The sequence below is a fragment of the Leuconostoc sp. UCMA20149 genome (genome assembly GCF_030400235.1).
Lineage (GTDB): Bacteria > Bacillota > Bacilli > Lactobacillales > Lactobacillaceae > Leuconostoc > Leuconostoc pseudomesenteroides.
Map to the genome: position 1 here is coordinate 90228 of NZ_VJYC01000005.1, position 19033 is coordinate 109260.

Sequence of the window (19033 nt, forward strand, 5' to 3'; positions counted from 1 at the left end):
TGTAGATAATATAAAATAATGAGGCAACACAATATGTCAAATTCAACAACAACATTGCCATTTTGGGATGAAGTCGTGGCAAATGCACAAATGGGTCACGATCAAAAGCAACCTTTTTTTAGTATGGCACCTATGGAAGCAGTTACTGATACTATTTTCCGCCGAGTAGTGGCTAAGGCAGGCGCTCCTGACGTCTATTATACTGAATTCACAAATGCCAGTTCCATGATTCACCCAAAGGCCAAATTTTCAGTACAAGGTCGTCTAGCGGTAGCGGAAAATGAACAGCAACCGATTGCACAAATTTGGGGCGGACGTCCAGATGATATCGCTGGCGCTGCTAAACTTTTACCCTCAATGGGGTACCAAGCTGTTGATATCAATATGGGTTGCCCTGATGCAACGGTGATTAAAAACGGCGCGGGTTCGGATTTGATTCGTCATGAAGATTTGGCACGACAAATTGTGGCTGCGGCGAAGCAATCTGGTCTACCTGTTTCAGTTAAAACGCGTTTAGGCTTCTACAAGACTGAAGAATTTAGAGAATGGTTACCCATCATTTTGCGACAAAATGTGGCTGTACTAACAGTGCATTTGCGCACACGACAAGAAATGTCAAAAGTACCGGCTCATTTTGAATTCATCGATGACATTTTGGCGATGCGCGATGATATTGCACCACAAACTTTAATCCAAATTAATGGTGATATCAAAACGCGTCAACAAGGATTGGACTTAGCGAAAGCTCATCCTGGATTAGATGGCATTATGATTGGCAGAGGTATTTTTGAGAATCCATACGCGTTTGAAAAAAGTCCGCGCCAACACACTTTGACAGAATCAATTGATTTATTAAACTTGCAGTTAGATCTATTTGATGAGGTCAATGCGACCGTTACGCCCAAACATTTTGAGGCTTTGAAACGCTATTTCAAAATATACTTGCGTGGATTCGCGCATGCTTCTGCTTTACGGCAAATGTTGATGGAAACGCATTCGACTGATGAAGTACGTACTGTTTTGGCACGTGAATTAGCTAAAGTTTATGATGCTGTTGCTAATGACAAACATATTTACCGAGATAATGCCGCTGCAAGCGCAGATATGGCAGCGGCGACTGCTCGTAAGGTTGCCAGTGAAACTGATTAACGACAATATATTCAAACGCAAACCTTGAAACAATGCGAGGTATTCTTGTGTTTGAATTTTTAATTTTGAGTTAAAAATGATTTTTTAAGGTTAATTTTTAGTTGAATAGCGTTTAGAATGTCATGGCATCTCACGCGAAGATGGTATAATTGTAGTCAGTATTATATCGAGTGCCAATATGAAAAAAGGTAAGAATAATTGAGACAAATAAAATTAACATCGCAACAAATTGAAGATATTTTAACTGAACATCATTTGTTAATCAAATCGGCTGATGTCAACGCGACATTTGACTTTTTGCATTATGATACACGTCAAGTACGCAATAATACATTATTTGTCGTGAAAGGTGCCTTTAAGTCAGAGTATTTAGCCGATGCCCAAGGTGTCACCGGATTGATTGTTGAGCAACCCCTAACGATAAATTTACCGCAATGGCAGGTTACCAACGTCCAAAAAGCGTTATCATTATTGTCAATGGCTTTTTTTGACTATCCTCAAAAGTCCCTTTGGATTGCTGCTGTCACTGGTACAAAAGGAAAGACTACCGCAGCTTATTTTGCATATACAATGCTTAAAGAAGCAACAAACAATCATACGGCACTTTTTTCAACCGTTGATCGTATTACGGGTCCAGAACCTCAAGATAAGAAAAAGTCGGATTTAACGACACCCGAGTCTTATGAATTATTTAAAGATATGCGCCGAGCGGTCGATAATGGCATGACACATTTGGTTATGGAAGTCAGCTCACAAGCCTATCTGAAAAACCGTGTCTATGCGTTGCGGTACAATGTCGGTGCGTTTTTAAATATTTCACCAGATCATATTGGACCAAACGAACATCCGACTTTTGAAGATTATTTGGCTCATAAGATGATGTTATTTGATCACTCAGATGAAGTGATTATCAATGCGGAGACAGACCATTTTGATACAATTTATGCACATGCTAAAGCCGAGCATGATAAAGTTTATTTGTACAGTCATAGCATGATAACAACCGAAGAGAGTGCCATTCATGAGAGTCGATTTACTGTAACCAAAAGCGACTTTCCAGAAATGATTGGGCAATATCGTCTGAATTTACCTGGTGACTTTAATGAATCAAATGCTTTAGCTGCGATGATGATGGTCGCGTTTGCTGGCGTTAAGCATGAGGCAATGGTCAAAGGTTTGGACGAAGTGTTCATTCCTGGTCGCATGTTGAGCCTACCAATTCCAAATCACGGCATTGCATTTGTGGATTATGCTCATAATTACGCGTCCATGAGGGCCTTGTTAAAGTTTGCTCAGTCGCAATCACCCGAAGGTCGCGTCATCGTGGTAGTGGGTTCGCCAGGTAATAAAGGGGTGTCACGACGTGCCGATTTTGGTCGTGTAGTGAGTGAATTGGCTGACGTTGTTTATTTGACAGCTGATGACCCACAATTTGAAAATCCGCTTGACATTGCTCACCAAATTGCTGAACACATTGATAATCAATTATTAGTCGTTCATTTTGAAATGGATCGGATTAAAGCAATTCACAAGGCTATTTCTAATGCTGGGCAGCATGACATTGTGATCGTGGCAGGAAAAGGCGAAGATCCCTACCAAAAAATTAATGGTGAAGATGTGCCATACATCGGTGATTATGCCGTTGTTAAACAATTTAAGATGCAACTATAAAATCCGGTAGGATTTTTTTTTGTCAAAAAATGCCGTCATTTTCTGAAAACAGGCGTATAATAAAAGTGTAATATGTAAGCGGTTACAAAAGGAGAAAAGTTATGCAATTCATCAATTATTTTGGTAATGATGCCTATACCAATATTGCCATGGATGCTTGGTTACTGAAAAACTTGCACCCAAGTGAGCCAGTTTTTGCACTGTGGCAAAATAAACGGGCCATCATTGTCGGCGAGAATCAGAACACGTTTGCGGAGGTTAATCAAGATTATGTTGATAGCCATGATGTTCAAGTTGTCCGTCGCGTATCAGGTGGTGGCGCTGTTTATCATGATTTAGGTAATATTTGCTTCACATTTTTTGTACCGGTTGCAAATAGTGCAAATGTTAATTTTCAACAATTTGTTAAACCGATGGCTGATGCCTTGGAATCAGTTGGCGTTCCAGTGGCAATTTCCGGACGAAATGATTTGGAAATTGACGGTAAGAAGGTATCTGGTAATGCGCAACGCTATGCGGGTGGTTATCTGATGCACCACGGTACTTTACTTTGGAATACTGATGTTGAAGCGATGGTGAGGGCACTAAATGTTGCGGATGAAAAATTTATTTCTAAGGCAGCTAAGTCGGTGCGTGCTCGTGTGGGCAACATCAAAGATTTTGCACCTGAATCGTTAACAATTGATGACTTCATTGCCAAATTACAATATTATTTGAGTGATGAGGGTCGTGATGGTGAATATCAATTAAGCGACACGCAAAAAAAGGCTATTTTGCAAGCAAGGGATCAAAAATTCTCACAATGGTCATGGAATTATGGCAAGAGTCCAGAATTTATGTATGATAATCATGCAAAATTTGACGGAGGTGCGATTGATGTTCAGGTCAATGTTAATGATGGTCGGATCACAGACATTAACTTCACTGGCGATTTCTTAGGTGTTCGCGACTGGCGCGAAATCAAGCCAGCATTAGTCGGAATACCATTTACACCGGAAGCTGTTTCGACCGTACTTGACCAGAATCGTGGGGGACAATACTTTGGTAGCATTACAAATAATGAACTATTAGCAACTTTTTTCCAGAAAGATGAGGTAAAAATTCATGAGTGATCTAACAGCAACAAATCAGCAGATACTAGATTTTCAAGCACAATTAGAGGCACAAGACACGTCATTTCCGATGTTGTCTGTATTAAATAATGATGGTCAAATTGTTGATGAAGAGGCGCTGAAGCGCGCTGATTTATCAGATGAAGATCTTGTCAACATTATCAAAAGAATGTTGCTCAGCCGGCAATTAGATATTCGTTCAACTAAATTAGCTAAACAAGGTCGATTCGGATTCTTTGCGCCAACTGCTGGTCAAGAAGCGTCACAGATGGCATCGTCTTATGCTTTTAATGATGATGATTGGTTGATGCCTGGCTATCGTGACATTCCAGAAATTGTGGTTAAGGGTTGGCCAATTTGGAAAGCCATTTTGTGGTCCCGCGGTCATGTACTTGGAAACGAATTTACTACGGAAGAGGGTAAACCTGTTAATGCATGGATGCCACAAATTATTATTGGTGCGCAGTATGTTGAAGCAGCCGGTATTGCTTTGGGACTGAAGAAAAGAAATAAAGATGCCGTTGCCTATGCTTATACTGGTGATGGTGGTACGTCGCAAGGTGACTTTTACGAAGGCATGAATTTTGCGGGTGCGTACAAGGCGAATGCCGTCTTCTTTGCACAAAATAATGGTTATGCGATTTCAACGCCCCGTTCGTTGCAAACAGCAGCTACGCATTTGGCAGCAAAAGGATGGGCAGCTGGTTTACCAAGTATTGTTGTTGATGGTAACGATCCGATCGCTGTTTACTTAGCAGCTAAAGAAGCACGTGCTTGGGCAACAAGTGGTAAAGGACCTGTCTTTATCGAGACACTAACAGATCGTCTAGAACCACATTCAACAGCGGGTGATGACCCTCTACGTTACCGGAAACAAGCAGATATTGATGCTTGGTGGCAAAAAGAGCCACTGATTCGTATGCGCAAGTTTATGACTGAAAAAGGTATTTGGTCTGAAGAGCAAGAAAGTGCATACATTGACGAAGTTAATGCGCTAATTGATGAGCAAATTAAGATCGCCGACAAAGTAGACAAGCAAAAGATTTCTAATTTCATTAAGCATACATTGGAAGTTCCCGGACAAGCAATGACCGAACAAATCAGTAAGTTTGAAAGTGAGGGAAAGTGACATGGCTGTTAAAAGTTATATTGATGCAATTCGTGAAGCGATGGATTTAGCGCTAGAAAAAGATAATGACGTTGTTATTTTTGGTGAAGATGTCGGTGAAAATGGTGGTGTTTTCCGTGCTACTGATGGTCTGCAGGCTAAATATGGCGAAGATCGTGTTTTCAATACGCCGTTAGCTGAATCCGGTATTGGTGGTTTAGCGATTGGCTTGACTACGCAAAATTACCGCCCAATTATGGAAATTCAGTTTTTCGGATTTGTTTTTGAAGTGATGGATTCCATAGCTGGCCAAATGGCTCGTAACCGCTTCCGCTTCAACGGCACGCGCCAAATGCCAATTGTTGTCAGATCACCATATGGCGGCGGTACCAAAACACCAGAAATGCACGCAGATAATTTAGAGGGTATGGTGGCACAGATTCCAGGCATTCGTGTTGTAATGCCAGCTAATCCAGCTGATGCCAAGGGATTATTGCTGAGTTCAATTGAATCCAACGACCCGGTCGTTTTCTTGGAAAATTTGCATTTGTACCGTTCATTAAAAGGGGAAGTACCCGAAGGTTATTACACAACACCGCTTGATACAGCCGCTGTGGCGCGTGAAGGCGAAGATGTCTCTATTATTTCGTATGGTGGCGGTGTACCTGTAGCACTAAAGGCTGCGGACGCCTTAGCCAAAAATGGTGTGTCCGCAGAAGTGTTAGATTTGCGCACTGTTTCACCATTGGATATCAAATCAATTGGTGACACGGTGACAAAAACTGGACGTGTTGTTGTCGTGCAAGAAGCACAACGGATGGCTGGCATTGGTGCCAATGTAATGGGTGAGATTTCAGAACGCTTTATTTTAAGCCTAAAAGCACCCATCGGTCGTGTTGCAGCGCCTGATTCAGTTTATCCATTTGGGCAGGCAGAAAATGATTGGATGATTAAGCCTGATGATGTTGTTGCAAAAGTGATGGAGGTTGTTAATTATGACTGAGATTTTTAAAATGCCAGATATTGGCGAAGGCATGGCTGAGGGTGACATCACGTCGTGGTTAGTTAAAGTTGGTGATACTGTGGCTATGGATGATCCAGTCGCGGAAGTTCAAAATGATAAGCTGATTCAAGAAATTTTATCGCCGTACGCAGGTACTGTCACCAAGCTGTTTGTTGACGCAGGCACAACTGTCTCTGTTGGCGATTCATTGATTGAATTTGATGGCGACGGTAGTGGCGACAGTAGTGATGAGAGCGCTGAACCAACAGCCAGCGATACAGTTGAAGACACATCAGTTGATACAACCACTTCAGTCACACCGCAAACACCGACAGCGACTGAATTATCAAAAGTTGTGAATGGACATGTTTTGGCTATGCCATCAGTGCGCCATTTAGCCTTTGAAAAAGGGATTGATTTGACTAAAGTCCCAGCAACGGGTCGTCATGGGCATGTGACATTAGCTGATGTCACGGCATACCAAGCAACGGATACACCGGTAGCTGCAACTTCAAGTGAGTCATCTAATGAAACAACTACCTCACCAACAGCGGCAGTGACCAAAGATGTTGAAGTGCCTGAACCTGTACGCGAAGGTCGCCAACCAATGTCAGGCGTTCGCAAGGCAATTGCTAAAGCAATGGCAACACAGAATGTAACTATTCCAACGGTTACTAATTTTGATTCGGTTGAAGTTAGCAAATTGGTCGCTCATCGTCAAACATTTAAGACGCAATTGGCTGATCAAGACATTCATTTGACTTATTTGGCTTATGCGGTAAAAGCGTTAGCTGCAACGGCTAAAAAGTTCCCTGAAATCAACGCAAGTCTAGACATGGATACGCAAGAAGTTGTCTATCATGACGATGTCAATATGGGCATTGCTGTTAATGCGCCAAGTGGTCTTTATGTGCCAGTCATTAAGCAGGCTGACCAAAAATCAATCGTGACAATAGCTAAAGAAATTGCTGAGTTAGCAACCGCTGTTCGTGAAGGAACAATTAAGCCAGCGCAAATGCAAGGCGGTACGATTACAATTTCTAACCTTGGTTCGGCACGTGGTACTTGGTTCACACCAATTATTAATGGTAAAGAAGTCGCAATTCTCGGCTTGGGATCAATTCTGAAAGAACCCATTGTTGGTTTAGATGGTGAATTGGCGGTCGGTCAAAACATGAAGTTGTCATTGAGTTATGATCATCGTTTGATTGATGGCATGTTAGGACAGTCAGCTATTAATTATTTGAAGCAGCTGTTGGCTGACCCAGCCTATATGTTGATGGAGGTGTAATCATGGTTGTTGGTGCACAAGCACGTGAAGTAGATACAGTTGTTATCGGATCAGGACCTGGTGGTTATGTAGCCGCTATTCGCGCTGCTGAATTGGGTCAAAATGTGACTATTATCGAACGTGATCAAATTGGTGGTGTTTGTTTAAATGTCGGTTGTATTCCGTCAAAAGCCTTAATCAATGTGGGACATCATTATCGTGATGCTATATCAGAAAATCCTTTTGGTTTGACACAAGCTGATGCAAAAATCGATTGGTCAAAGACACAAGATTGGAAGCAAAATACTGTGGTCAACACGCTGACTGGTGGTGTTAAAATGTTGCTCAAAAAGCATCATGTTGATATCATTCAGGGTGAAGCATCATTTAATGACAATGAAACATTAAATGTTGTTCAAGAAGATGGCCACGAATTGCTGCAATTTAACAATGCTATCATTGCGACTGGTTCTAGCCCAATTGAAATTCCGGCTTTGCCATTTGGTAAGCGAATTGTTGATTCTACTGGCGCCTTGAGTTTACCTGAAATACCTAATAAGTTAATTATTGTTGGTGGTGGCGTGATTGGTTCTGAACTTGGTGGTGCTTATGCTAACCTAGGTTCTCAGGTCACAATTATTGAAGGCTTGGATCACACGCTAAATGGATTTGACGCAGAGCTGGCTAAACCGGTCATAGATGATTTCACGAAACGCGGTGGGGTGATTGTTACCTCAGCCATGGCAAAAAGCGCTGTCCAAACTGAAAACGATGTGACATTGACTTATGAAGTAGATGGGCAAGAACAAACAGTTTCTGGTGATTATTTGTTAATTGCTGTTGGTCGACGCGCTAATACCAATACGCTTGGTCTCAACAACACTGATGTTAAATTAAGCGATCGTGGCTTGATTGAAATCACTGATAACATGCAGACAACTGTGCCTCATATCTACGCCATCGGTGATGTGACAGCGGGGCCCCAATTGGCACATAAGGCAAGTTTTCAAGCTAAAATTGCTGCAGCTACAATTTCTGGGGATGCGCATGCTCGTGACTTGCATTATTCCTTACCAGCAGTTGCCTATACAAATTATGAATTAGCAACAACAGGCGAAACACCAGAGTCAGTGACAGAAAAGCAGTTAACGGCTACAATTTCGAAGTTTCCATTTGCTGCTAACGGTCGTGCCATTTCAATTGATGAAGCAGTTGGCTTTATTCGTTTGATAAGTGATAAAACAACTAAAGCGCTATTGGGTGCACAAATTGTTGGTCCGGGTGCCTCGGATTTGATTTCTGAATTGTCATTAGCTATTGAAAATGGTCTAACGACGACAGACATTTCCCTAACAATTCATCCACATCCAACTTTGGGTGAAGCCATCATGGATGCCGCTGAAGTTGCGGATGGCTTACCAATTCATATATAATAAGCTTGACATAAACAAAGTTGCTTTTTGTAGCGACTTTGTTTTGATTGGAGGAACAGATTTTGTCAACAATGATGACAAATGATGGTGTGAGACTCGATTATCAAATATTTGGTACAGGTCAGCCCATTATTTTGGTTGAAGGATATTCAGGGAATCAAGCAACATGGGTGATGCAGGTTGAACCACTAGTAAACGCTGGCTTACAGGTAATCACTTATGATCGTCGTAACCATGGGAAAAGCGATACGGTTGACTACGGTATGCGAATGGCACGGCACGGGCAAGATTTAGCTGAATTAATGGCACAATTGAGGCTGGAAAAGCCAATATTGATGGGACATTCAATGGGTGCCAGCACAATTTGGGCTTACTTATCCTTATATGGGGATGCCAACGTCAGAGCTATCATTACTGAAGATCAGCTTCCAAAGATATTGCGAGATGATAGCTGGCCGTATGGCATTTTTAACGCTGATTTGACGATGATTTGGACAGCAGCGACAAAACTACCGCATACAAAATTAACGCGATTGAAACTGTCAGAAACAGTCAAGCATGCTTTGGCTGATAACTATCAACCATTTGACTTTCAATACAATGAGCCACTACTATTAGACAGTTTAATGCAGGATTGGCGTGATGTGTTACGTCGTGAGCAGGTGAAGCACTTATTCATTGCTGGACAAGACTCGCCACTTTGGCCGTCGGCACATGTTGAAACAGTTGTCGCCATGTCAAAAAATGGTCAAGGTGTCACTATTGATAAAGCGGGTCATATTCCTCACATTGAGGCACCAGATCAATTTAATGATGCAGTCCTAAATTTTGTTAGAACAATTATGTAAAAAGCAATCCAAACGTATTTTTAACGTTTGGATTGCTTTTTGTTAGCGACCATTTTTGCTCTAATTTCGGCGATTTTGTCAGCTTTCGTTGTTTGTGTTTGTTGACCCGATTTGTATTTAGCATCGGCTTGTTTTTGTTTAAAATCAATTTGATATCTACCCATGATTTGCTCCTTTAAAACGTTAATTATACCAGATAATAGATTGAAAAGGTTGTAAGTGGATAGATTGTGATATTTCTGGAATAGGATTAATGGTCGCTATCAATGGCTGCCAGCCTTTATTGAGTAGTTGTTCGGGCAGGGAAATTGTTTGAGGGGCATCTGACAAGTTGATGACAATCAAACGTTGGCTATCTGTTGAATTTCGTGTAAATACTAAAATGTTAGTTTTTTCCATAGTGATTAACTTAAAATCACCAGATTTTAAAGTGTCATCATCTCGACGGAGATGGATTAAACGACGATAGTAATTCAGTATTGAGTCAGGATTTTCTCTATCTTCTTGGTAATTACGCTTTGTCGTGTTAGGGTTAGTCACTAGCCATGTCTTTTTAGAATCTTCTGCATTGTCGGAAAAGCCGAATTTTGTCCATTGCATCGGGGTTCGAGCGTTGTCACGCGACCAACTTGTTGCTTTTTTTAAAGCTAAATCTGTTGCAATACCAGCCGACTTGAAGCGTTGAAAATCATGATAAGTTGGTAGATCATCAATTTGGTCTGGCGAGGTAAAGGGCATATTGGTCATGCCTAATTCCTCACCTTGATAAATAAAAGGTGTGCCTCGCAATGTGAGCAACAAAGTTGCCAAGCTTTTGGCTGCTACAGGATTGTTTTCACCATAAACAGTTAATGATCTAGGCTGATCATGATTTTCTAGATAGATGCCTAGCCAGCCTTGTGAATTTAGTTGTTTCTCCCACGTTGTCAAACTAGAAAGTAAATGATTGATGTCAGCGCGCGGCGGTACTTCTGACTGACGAGATTGATGTTCTAATTCAAAAATCATGTCAATGAAACCCTGTGGTCCCGTCCAATTTCTAGCCGTGTCGGCATGCACACCGCCAGCCTCGCCAACAGTCATCAAATGAAGTGATTGAAAAGTATCATGCAAGCGTTTTAAAAATTTTTCGATACCTAGATTATTAGCAAAAATATCAAATTGATGTTCACCAGTGGGTTGTGGTGTCTCGAATGAAACCTTTTTAAGATGACTGAGCGCATCGAGACGAAAGCCATCAATATTTTGCTCAGACCACCAAGTAATCATATTGATAATTTCGGTTTGTACAGATGGATTTTCCCAATTTAAATCAGGCTGTTCTGGTGCAAACAAGTGGAAATACCATTCATCAGTTGCCTGATTATAGGTCCAAACACTATCTCCAGTAAAGTTAGTCCAATTGTTTGGTGGCTGGTGATTATGATTTGGTTGCCAAATATAAAAATCGTGGTATGGGTTATTACGACTGGTTTTGGCTGCTTTGAACCAAGCATGCTGATTTGATGTATGGTTGACAACTAAATCCATAATGACACGGATATCTTGTTTGTGAGCAGCTGCAATAAGCGTTTTGAAATCAGATAACGTACCATACTCTGAAGCGATGTTTTGAAAATCAGCAATGTCATAACCGTTGTCGACATTTGGTGAGGTATAAATTGGATTTAGCCAAATAAAATCAATACCAAGCCATTTAAGATAGGGTAGGCGCTTAATAATACCTTGTAAATCGCCGATACCATCATGATTTGTATCTTGAAATGAGCGTGGATAAATTTGATAGCCAATAGCGGATTGCCACCATGGTGGATTAATTTTTGTCATCAATAAATACCTCCAAAATTACAATTTTGTCGTGACTTGAACCACAAATGCCTCGTAAGGTTGAAGTATTTTATTATGCAAATTTTTGGGTTCGTCATAATTTGCAACTATGGTGGCTTCTATGTGATCTTCACTTGTAAACGTATTGGTCTGATTGCTGAAATTAGTCACAACTAGCCAAGTTAGATCATGATAGTGTCGGTAATAGGCAAAAACTTGATCAACTGTATCAATGAGCTCAAAATCACCATAGACAACAATTGGGTTTTGATGTCTAAGCGTAATTAATTTTTGATAAGTGTAGAAAATACTGTTGGAATCATTCAAAGCGGCTTCAACATTAATATCAGGGTAATTGCTATTAACATCAATCCAAGGATCAACATCAGAAAAACCACCGTTTAGGCTGTTGCGCCAAGGTATAGGTCGTCTTGCATTATCACGACCTTTATGGTTAATTTGATCAAGTATTGCATCAGATGAGAGATAGCCATTTTTGAGTGAGTCATGGTAATAGTTTAATGATTCAATATCTCGTAAATCTGAAATATCTTTGACTGGTGTATTGGTTAACCCAATTTCTTCGCCTTGATAAATGTAGGGCGTGCCTTTCATCATGTGCAGTAAAATTGCCAACATTTTTGCTGATGCCACACGGTGAATCGTATCATTACCCCATCGTGATACAATCCGAGGCAAATCATGATTGTTCCAAAAAAGTGAATTCCAACCATCATCACTGTTGAGCTGTGTTTGCCATTTAGTCATGACCCCCTTGAGTTTGCTAACATCTAATGGAATATAAAACCATTTGTCTTGACCAGATTCTTGATCGAGAGTTATGTGTTCAAATTGAAAAACCATTGATAGTTCTTTTCGGTCAGGACGCGTATATAATTTGGCGATGTCAGGTGTCGCACCCCAAGTTTCGCCAACTGTCATCAAATCATGATTAGCAAACGTTGCTTGGTTCATTTCTTTTAAGTAGTCATGGAGCTTAGGCCCATTAGCGGTTATTTTGTCATCTGGTATTTTACCAATCAAATCAATGACGTCTAAACGAAAACCACCAACGCCTTTGTCAATCCAGAAATTAATCATGGCATAGATTGCTTGTCTGACATCAGGATTGGTCCAATTTAAGTCTGGTTGTTTTGGACTAAATAGATGTAAATAATATTGATTCGTGAGTGGATCTAATGTCCAGGCACTACCACCAAATGCAGAATGTAGATCATTCGGGGCAGCATTATGATTAGCATCTCGCCAGATATAAAAATCTCGATAATCGTTATCACGGCTTCGCTTTGATTCAATAAACCAAGCATGCTCATCAGAAGTATGATTTAATACCAGATCCATCACGATTTTGATATTTCTTTCACGAGCATCATGAATTAAAGCTTCCATGTCGGTCATGGTACCAAATTCAGCCATGATATTTTCATAATCACTGATATCATAGCCGTTGTCATCGTTTGGAGAAGCATAAACTGGTGATAGCCATATTGCATCAACGCCTAGTTTTTGCAAGTAGTCAAGATGTGAGATAATGCCTTGAATATCGCCGATGCCGTCATGATTAGTGTCCTGAAATGAACGGGGATATACTTGATAAACAACGGCTGATTGCCACCAAGGTGCTGTCATAAAAAAACTCCTTACTGATTAGAAATCGTCACAAGAAAGCCGTTAGGCTGAATGATGTGGTTGTTGTACAACTGCTCTGAAATGATGTGAGATATATCAATTGATGTTGGTATTTCGTAATTTGTATTCCCAGCATTAAATATTGCGAATATCTTTGTTTGACCTAGCTGACGTGTGAAACCAACAATGTTTTTGTTATCATCCGTCTCCCAGGACAGTGTACCCTCAGACAAGACAGTTTGATAATCATGACGTAGCTGAATCAGTTGCTTCAAAAAGTCATACATCGTTGCATCTTGTTGATCACTTTGCCAAACCATAGGCCGGCGATTATCTGGATCTTGTTGACCACTCATTGCATATTCGCTACCGTAATAGATATCAGGCGTACCTTGCTGTAAAAACATAAAAGTATACATTTGTTTCACAATGGTCTTATTATTGTGTGCTACGGTTAGAATGCGTGGCGCATCATGTGAGTCAAGTAGATTAAACATGACCTGATTGGTTTGATCACGATTTAGCATTAGTTGTGCATTGAGTTTATGGACCATCTGGGAGGGCGAAATTTGTTGTTTGGCAAAAAAGTCAACAATTGACCCTGTGAAAGCATAATTCATGACGGCCGAAAATTCATCGCCCTGCAACCATGATTGTGCACTTGTCCAAATTTCACCAAGTATATAAATATCAGGCTTGATGGCCGTAGTGGCTCTGCGGAATTTTTTCCAGAAATGATGATCAACTTCATTTGCCACGTCCAAACGCCAGCCATCAATATCAAATTCTTTTATCCAGTAGGTCGCGATGTCAATCAGATAATCTTGTACTTCTGGATTAGCGGTATTAAGTTTTGGCATGTGCGGCGTAAATGCGAATGTATCATAATTTGCGTCTGCAGTATATTCAAAATTATCAGTCGGCGTATAACGCACAGGGAAGTCATGAATATGAAACCAATCAGCGTATTTTGATTGACGACCATTAGCAATAACATCTTGCCATTGAGGACTTTGATCACCGATATGATTGAACACGGCATCAAGCATCACTCGAATTCCGGCCGCATGTGCTCTTTCAACCAATAATTTAAAATCTTCTTTTGTACCAAAATGTGGATCGATTTCAAAATAATCTTGCGTATCATATTTATGATTAGTAGGTGCTTTAAAAATAGGTGTGAGATACAAGCCGTTAATACCAAGTTGACTGAAGTGATCTAAATGGTTGATGATACCTTTCAAGTCCCCGCCATAAAAACTTTCAGCGGTGGGATGATCACCTGACCGCCAAGGTAATGTTCCAGATGGATCATTTGATGTGTCACCATTGGCAAACCGTTCAGGAAAAATTTGGTACCATACAGTTTTTTTGACCCATTCTGGTGCTTTAAAACGATCAATTTCTTGAAAATAGGGCATTTTGAAATAATTATTAGCACCCATCAAACTGTTGTCATCATTTGAAGAGGATGTGAGTGTTTCAAATCCTTGATCACCATAAAAAATGGAATCGCCGAGACTGTCAGTTAAAATAAAGCCATAGTTTAAACGGTTGAAAGGCGCTGTTAATGATGCTTGCCAATATTGATGTGTTTCAGTGACAAGTGTTTTTTTCATGACGACATTGGCCGATTTTTGCCAAGTACCGTTCTGCCAATTATAGGGATCTCCAGCAATGACGCTAATTGATTGAATATCATTTTTTGCTGTTCGAATTCGTAATCGTAATTCATCTGCTGTATATAAATAAGCGTATTCAGATTCAGGGCGGTGATAAATTGCTGCTTTATTCATAAATAATTGCCTCGTTAATAGATTAAACTGTCAGGAAATATGCGAAGTTTTAGACAATACGTTGTGTCGTATCGGCATCAAAAAAGTGTCCTTTATTGGTGTTAATAGCGAGTTCGACTGAGGCACCAGGTTGATTGTAATCGCGAGCATTTACACGAGCGATCAGTTGTTGTGAACCAACTTGCGTATACAACATTGAGTCGGCGCCCATTAGTTCTGCAATGGTAACAGTTGCTGTTACTTTACTTTCGGGATAGGTGTCAAGTGCTACTTGCTCGGAGTGAATATCTTCCGGTCGGACACCAAATACAACTTGTTTGCCTTCGTAGCCACGGGCAGTGAGTTGTTTAGCCATACCAAGCGGAATTTTCAGACTAAAGCCATCTTTTGTGGTCAATATATCATGACTGAACTGACCAGAAATCATATTCATTGATGGCATACCAATGAATGTGGCAACAAAAATGTTAGCAGGTTCATTGTAGAGTTCTTGCGGTGTACCGACTTGTTGAATGTCACCGTGGTCGATAATAACAATGCGATCAGCCAGTGTCATAGCTTCTGTCTGGTCATGCGTCACATAAATAGTAGTGGCACCAATTCGCTTGTGAATCTTAGTGATTTCTGCTCTAATTTCAACACGTAATTTTGCATCGAGGTTAGATAGCGGTTCATCCATTAACAAAATTTTCGCATCGCGAACGATTGCGCGACCCATTGCCACACGTTGTCTTTGACCCCCAGATAAATCAGCGGGTTTGCGATCAAGGTAGTCTTCAATGCCAAGAATTTTCGCTGCGTCTTGAACACGCTGTGTGATTTCAGCTTTGGGTACTTTTCTCAATTTGAGGCCGAAAGCAATATTATCAAACACGCTCATATGTGGGTAGAGGGCATAGTTTTGAAAAACCATCGCAATATCTCGGTCTTTAGGTGGAACATCATTCATTAATTTATTGTCAATGAAAAATTCACCACCAGAGATTTCCTCCAAGCCGGCGATCATGCGTAAAACAGTTGATTTACCAGAACCAGACGGACCGACAAACACGATAAACTCTTTATCGTGAATTTGAAGATTATAATCTGCCACAGATGGGGTGGACATGTGTGGATATGTTTTATTGATGTGTTCCAAACGAATTTCAGCCATTTTTTCTTCCTCGTTTTTTTAATATCGGGTATCGCAACTATAAAAAAATGATAGCGCTTACATGAATTAGATTAGCATATTTAAAAATAAATGCAAGCGTTTCCACAAAAGTGTTATACCAAATTTTATATGCTTGTGAAAAATGTGATTAATTCAATAATAAAATCATAGATAATTCATACTTAATAAAAAAATACTTCTTTATATGCTCAATTATTATCAATAAAAATATCATAGCTTGTCTAGACCAATTCATAAAAAATAAAAATGTAAGCGCTTGCATTACTTGGATAAATGTTTTATGATGATTGCGTAATCAAAAATACAAAGAGAATTTTTCTGGAGGAAAAACATCATGAGAAAAATGATGAGCGTGACGACTGGCGCAATGGTAACATTGCTGACGGCTTCAACTGCCGTTGGATTATTGAGTGTTTCACTTGATACCCCAACAGTAAATGCTGCCAAGACGAAAAAGTTGAAGTTGTGGGTAGATACAAGTACAAAACCAACTTATGTTCAAGCTGTCAAAGATTTTGAAAAAGCGAATCCTAGCATCAAGGTGACTATTAAGTACACAAGCTCAACTGATGCATTAAAGAATTTGCAAAAGGACCCATCGGCTGCTGCAGATGTATTCATGTTTCCACATGATCAAATTGGATCGCTAGCTTCTCAGGGACTAATTTATCAAAATACCAAATATGCTAAAAGCCTTAAATCAACACAAATTTCTAATGCGATGAAAGGGGCAACCTATAAGGGCAAGGTGTACGGTTATCCTTATGGCATTGAGTCACAAGTCTTGTATTATAACAAAACGCAACTCGGTAATGATGATATTAAATCTTGGACTAGTTTGACATCTAAGGGAAAAGTGGGAACAAATTTAGCATCAGCTGGTGCTAACTACATTTTCTCACCACTATTCTACACTGCCGGAGATACGTTGTATGGTGCTAATGGTGAAAAAGCAAAGGGTACAAATATTGACAACAAAAAAGGTGTGTCCGTTTTGAAGTGGATGAAAGCTCAAAAAGATAATCCGGGCGTTGTTCAAGCCAGCACGAACACATTGAGTCTGTTACAATCAGGCAAAATTTCGGCAACTTTGTCTGGTCCATGGTCATACAATGACTATAAAAAAGCCTTAGGGGACAACTTAGGCATTGCACCATATCCAACAGTTGACTTGGGTTCAGGTGAAAAACAGATGCAGGCGTTCTTGGGTGTTAAGTTATTCGGTGTTAAGCAAGATACTAAGCAGCCTTTGGCAGCGATGAAATTAGCGAAATACTTATCAAGTGATAAGGTACAAGAGCTAGGATTCAAAAATTCGCACTACATTCCATCATCTAAAAAAGTTCAAGCCTCTCAAGATATTCAAAATGATGCGCTTGCAAAGGCGGTTGTTGATATGTCGAAGAAAGGTTATTCAACACCAATGCCTAAATCACCAGCCATGGCTAACTTCTGGACATCAGCTGATGCCTTGTTTAACGACACATACAAGGGCAAGATTTCAGACAGTCAAATGTTGCCAAAGCTAACCACTTTGGTTAAAAATGCTTCAAAATCAGTTAAATAAAAGGAAAGCAGTGAGTGGCTATCACTCACTGTGTACATACTTATGAAGGATGGAAAGAAAGATGTTTAAAAGAAAAAAGCATTCGACTTTTGAAGCGCATATACCACTAACAAAGTTATTTAAAAAAGCAGATGGTGCAACTAAGGCTTCTTATATTATTATGGGAGCTGCCAACATTGCCAATAAGCAATATCTCAAAGGATTCATCTTTTTATTACTAGAAATATCTTGGGTGGCGTGGTTATTCACGACAGGATTAAAAGCTTATCACAACATGATAACGCTGGGAACACATGCACAGGGTTTGGTGTATGACAAAAAGTTAGGGATTTCTGTATTAAAAGCGGGTGATAATTCGATGCTTTTGCTACTATGGGGTATGCTAGCTGTCATTATTACGGTACTGTTTATTCTCTTATATCGTGCTAATTTGGGATCGGCGCGTAAAATATGGGAATTGAAACAAGACGGTGAGACACTGCCAACGTTGAAGCAAGACTTAGCATCCTTGCTTGACGAAAAAATGCATGTGACTTTGATGGCAATTCCAATGACAGGTGTTTTGTTCTTTACTATTTTGCCATTAATTTATATGATTGCGATTGCTTTTACATCATACGATCACAACCACTTGCCTCCCAAAAATTTATTTAGTTGGGTCGGATTTGCGAATTTTGGTAATGTTATTTCAGGGCAAATGGCCAATACCTTTTTCCCAGTATTGGCTTGGACATTAATTTGGGCTGTTGCAGCAACAGTAACTTCATTTTTCTTTGGCGTTATCTTGGCGATGATGATCAATGCTAAGGGCATCAAAGGTAAAAAAGTTTTTCGAACTATCTTCATTTTAACGATGGCGATTCCAGCCTTCATTAGTTTACTGATTATGAATAATATGTTTGCTGACGGTGGATTAGTTAACACATTACTGATCAACTCAGGTCTGATTAAAACATCGTTACCATTTTTCACAAATCCATTGTTTGCCAAGTTTACAATTATTGTTGTTAACCTATGGATTGGTATTCCAGCTACAATGTTGGTGACAACGGGGATCTTACAGAATCAATCCGAAGAACAAATTGAAGCAGCAGAAATTGATGGCGCTAATAAATTTCAAATTTTCAGGTCAATCACATTTCCGCAAATTGTGTTTGTGATGGCGCCGAGTTTGATTCAACAGTTCATTGGTAATGTGAACAATTTTAACGTGATTTACTTGTTAACAGGTGGTGGACCAGCTAATTCTAATTATTACGGTGCTGGATCAACTGATTTGCTGATTACTTGGTTATACAATTTAACTCTGAATACTGCTGATTATAACTTAGCTTCGGTAATTGGTATCTTAATCTTCATTTTGTCCGCAACATTCTCATTGATTGCTTATAAGAAAATATCAAATTCTGGAATGGAGGCATAACA

15 protein-coding genes are annotated in these 19033 nt (G+C 40.0%); 10 read left to right on the forward strand and 5 right to left on the reverse strand.

Annotated elements, in window-relative coordinates; translation table 11 throughout:
• Positions 1-33 precede the first annotated feature (33 nt).
• From FF105_RS05945 to FF105_RS05980, 8 genes are all read left to right on the forward strand, one after another.
• Positions 34-1149, forward strand: coding sequence for a tRNA dihydrouridine synthase (locus FF105_RS05945; protein ID WP_010294216.1), 1116 nt, complete (start codon positions 34-36; stop codon positions 1147-1149).
• A gap of 207 nt (positions 1150-1356) precedes the next feature.
• Positions 1357-2820, forward strand: coding sequence for a UDP-N-acetylmuramyl-tripeptide synthetase (gene murE / locus FF105_RS05950; RefSeq protein ID WP_031941337.1), 1464 nt, complete (start codon positions 1357-1359; stop codon positions 2818-2820).
• A gap of 101 nt (positions 2821-2921) precedes the next feature.
• A complete protein-coding gene (locus FF105_RS05955; RefSeq protein ID WP_010294211.1) occupies positions 2922-3932 on the forward strand; it encodes a lipoate--protein ligase in 1011 nt (336 codons plus the stop codon).
• A complete protein-coding gene (locus FF105_RS05960) occupies positions 3925-5061 on the forward strand; it encodes a thiamine pyrophosphate-dependent dehydrogenase E1 component subunit alpha (RefSeq protein WP_010294209.1) in 1137 nt (378 codons plus the stop codon). Before FF105_RS05955 ends, FF105_RS05960 begins: the two co-directional genes overlap by 8 nt.
• A gap of 1 nt (position 5062) precedes the next feature.
• Positions 5063-6043, forward strand: a complete 981-nt coding sequence (locus FF105_RS05965) for an alpha-ketoacid dehydrogenase subunit beta (protein ID WP_010294207.1) — start codon at positions 5063-5065, stop codon at positions 6041-6043.
• Complete coding sequence (locus FF105_RS05970) at positions 6036-7334, forward strand: 2-oxo acid dehydrogenase subunit E2 (RefSeq protein ID WP_010294205.1); 1299 nt, start codon at positions 6036-6038, stop codon at positions 7332-7334. Before FF105_RS05965 ends, FF105_RS05970 begins: the two co-directional genes overlap by 8 nt.
• 2 nt (positions 7335-7336) lie before the next feature.
• A complete protein-coding gene (gene lpdA, locus FF105_RS05975; RefSeq protein ID WP_010294203.1) occupies positions 7337-8746 on the forward strand; it encodes a dihydrolipoyl dehydrogenase in 1410 nt (469 codons plus the stop codon).
• 62 nt (positions 8747-8808) lie between these two features.
• A complete protein-coding gene (locus tag FF105_RS05980; RefSeq protein WP_010294201.1) occupies positions 8809-9594 on the forward strand; it encodes an alpha/beta fold hydrolase in 786 nt (261 codons plus the stop codon).
• A 20-nt stretch (positions 9595-9614) separates the two neighbouring features.
• On the opposite strand, the gene FF105_RS05985 is transcribed toward FF105_RS05980, so the two are convergent.
• From FF105_RS05985 to FF105_RS06005, 5 genes are read right to left on the reverse strand one after another with little or no spacing between them, the layout of a single operon-like run.
• Complete coding sequence (locus FF105_RS05985) at positions 9615-9758, reverse strand: hypothetical protein (RefSeq protein ID WP_010294197.1); 144 nt, start codon at positions 9756-9758, stop codon at positions 9615-9617.
• 19 nt (positions 9759-9777) lie between these two features.
• Positions 9778-11421, reverse strand: a complete 1644-nt coding sequence (locus FF105_RS05990) for an alpha-glucosidase (protein WP_147651813.1) — start codon at positions 11419-11421, stop codon at positions 9778-9780.
• Positions 11422-11439: 18 nt separating this feature from the next.
• Positions 11440-13071 carry a glycoside hydrolase family 13 protein gene (locus FF105_RS05995; RefSeq protein ID WP_010294189.1) on the reverse strand — a complete coding sequence of 544 codons (1632 nt, stop codon included), beginning with the start codon at positions 13069-13071 and terminating at the stop codon, positions 11440-11442.
• A gap of 11 nt (positions 13072-13082) precedes the next feature.
• Positions 13083-14867 carry a glycoside hydrolase family 13 protein gene (locus tag FF105_RS06000; protein WP_010294187.1) on the reverse strand — a complete coding sequence of 595 codons (1785 nt, stop codon included), beginning with the start codon at positions 14865-14867 and terminating at the stop codon, positions 13083-13085.
• A 49-nt stretch (positions 14868-14916) separates the two neighbouring features.
• Positions 14917-16020, reverse strand: a complete 1104-nt coding sequence (locus tag FF105_RS06005; RefSeq protein WP_010294186.1) for an ABC transporter ATP-binding protein — start codon at positions 16018-16020, stop codon at positions 14917-14919.
• 355 nt (positions 16021-16375) lie between these two features.
• Here FF105_RS06005 and FF105_RS06010 point away from each other — a divergent pair, with 355 nt between their 5' ends.
• Together FF105_RS06010 and FF105_RS06015 are read left to right on the forward strand one after the other, a co-directional pair.
• Positions 16376-17608 (forward strand): extracellular solute-binding protein, encoded by a 1233-nt coding sequence (locus tag FF105_RS06010; RefSeq protein ID WP_010294184.1) that lies wholly within the window; start codon positions 16376-16378, stop codon positions 17606-17608.
• A gap of 61 nt (positions 17609-17669) precedes the next feature.
• The gene (locus tag FF105_RS06015; protein ID WP_010294182.1) at positions 17670-19031 is read left to right on the forward strand and encodes a carbohydrate ABC transporter permease; all 1362 of its coding nucleotides are present in this window, start codon (positions 17670-17672) and stop codon (positions 19029-19031) included.
• Positions 19032-19033 lie beyond the last annotated feature (2 nt).

Coding starts and splice junctions, on each gene's coding strand:
- FF105_RS05970 (WP_010294205.1), top strand. CDS start 6,036: ATGACTGAGATTTTTAAAATGCCAGATATTGGCGAAGGCATGGCTGAG.
- FF105_RS05990 (WP_147651813.1), bottom strand. CDS start 11,421: ATGACAAAAATTAATCCACCATGGTGGCAATCCGCTATTGGCTATCAA.
- FF105_RS06015 (WP_010294182.1), top strand. CDS start 17,670: ATGTTTAAAAGAAAAAAGCATTCGACTTTTGAAGCGCATATACCACTA.
- FF105_RS06010 (WP_010294184.1), top strand. CDS start 16,376: ATGAGAAAAATGATGAGCGTGACGACTGGCGCAATGGTAACATTGCTG.
- FF105_RS05985 (WP_010294197.1), bottom strand. CDS start 9,758: ATGGGTAGATATCAAATTGATTTTAAACAAAAACAAGCCGATGCTAAA.
- FF105_RS05965 (WP_010294207.1), top strand. CDS start 5,063: ATGGCTGTTAAAAGTTATATTGATGCAATTCGTGAAGCGATGGATTTA.
- FF105_RS05995 (WP_010294189.1), bottom strand. CDS start 13,071: ATGACAGCACCTTGGTGGCAATCAGCCGTTGTTTATCAAGTATATCCC.
- FF105_RS05960 (WP_010294209.1), top strand. CDS start 3,925: ATGAGTGATCTAACAGCAACAAATCAGCAGATACTAGATTTTCAAGCA.
- FF105_RS05955 (WP_010294211.1), top strand. CDS start 2,922: ATGCAATTCATCAATTATTTTGGTAATGATGCCTATACCAATATTGCC.
- FF105_RS06005 (WP_010294186.1), bottom strand. CDS start 16,020: ATGGCTGAAATTCGTTTGGAACACATCAATAAAACATATCCACACATG.
- FF105_RS05945 (WP_010294216.1), top strand. CDS start 34: ATGTCAAATTCAACAACAACATTGCCATTTTGGGATGAAGTCGTGGCA.
- lpdA (WP_010294203.1), top strand. CDS start 7,337: ATGGTTGTTGGTGCACAAGCACGTGAAGTAGATACAGTTGTTATCGGA.
- FF105_RS06000 (WP_010294187.1), bottom strand. CDS start 14,867: ATGAATAAAGCAGCAATTTATCACCGCCCTGAATCTGAATACGCTTAT.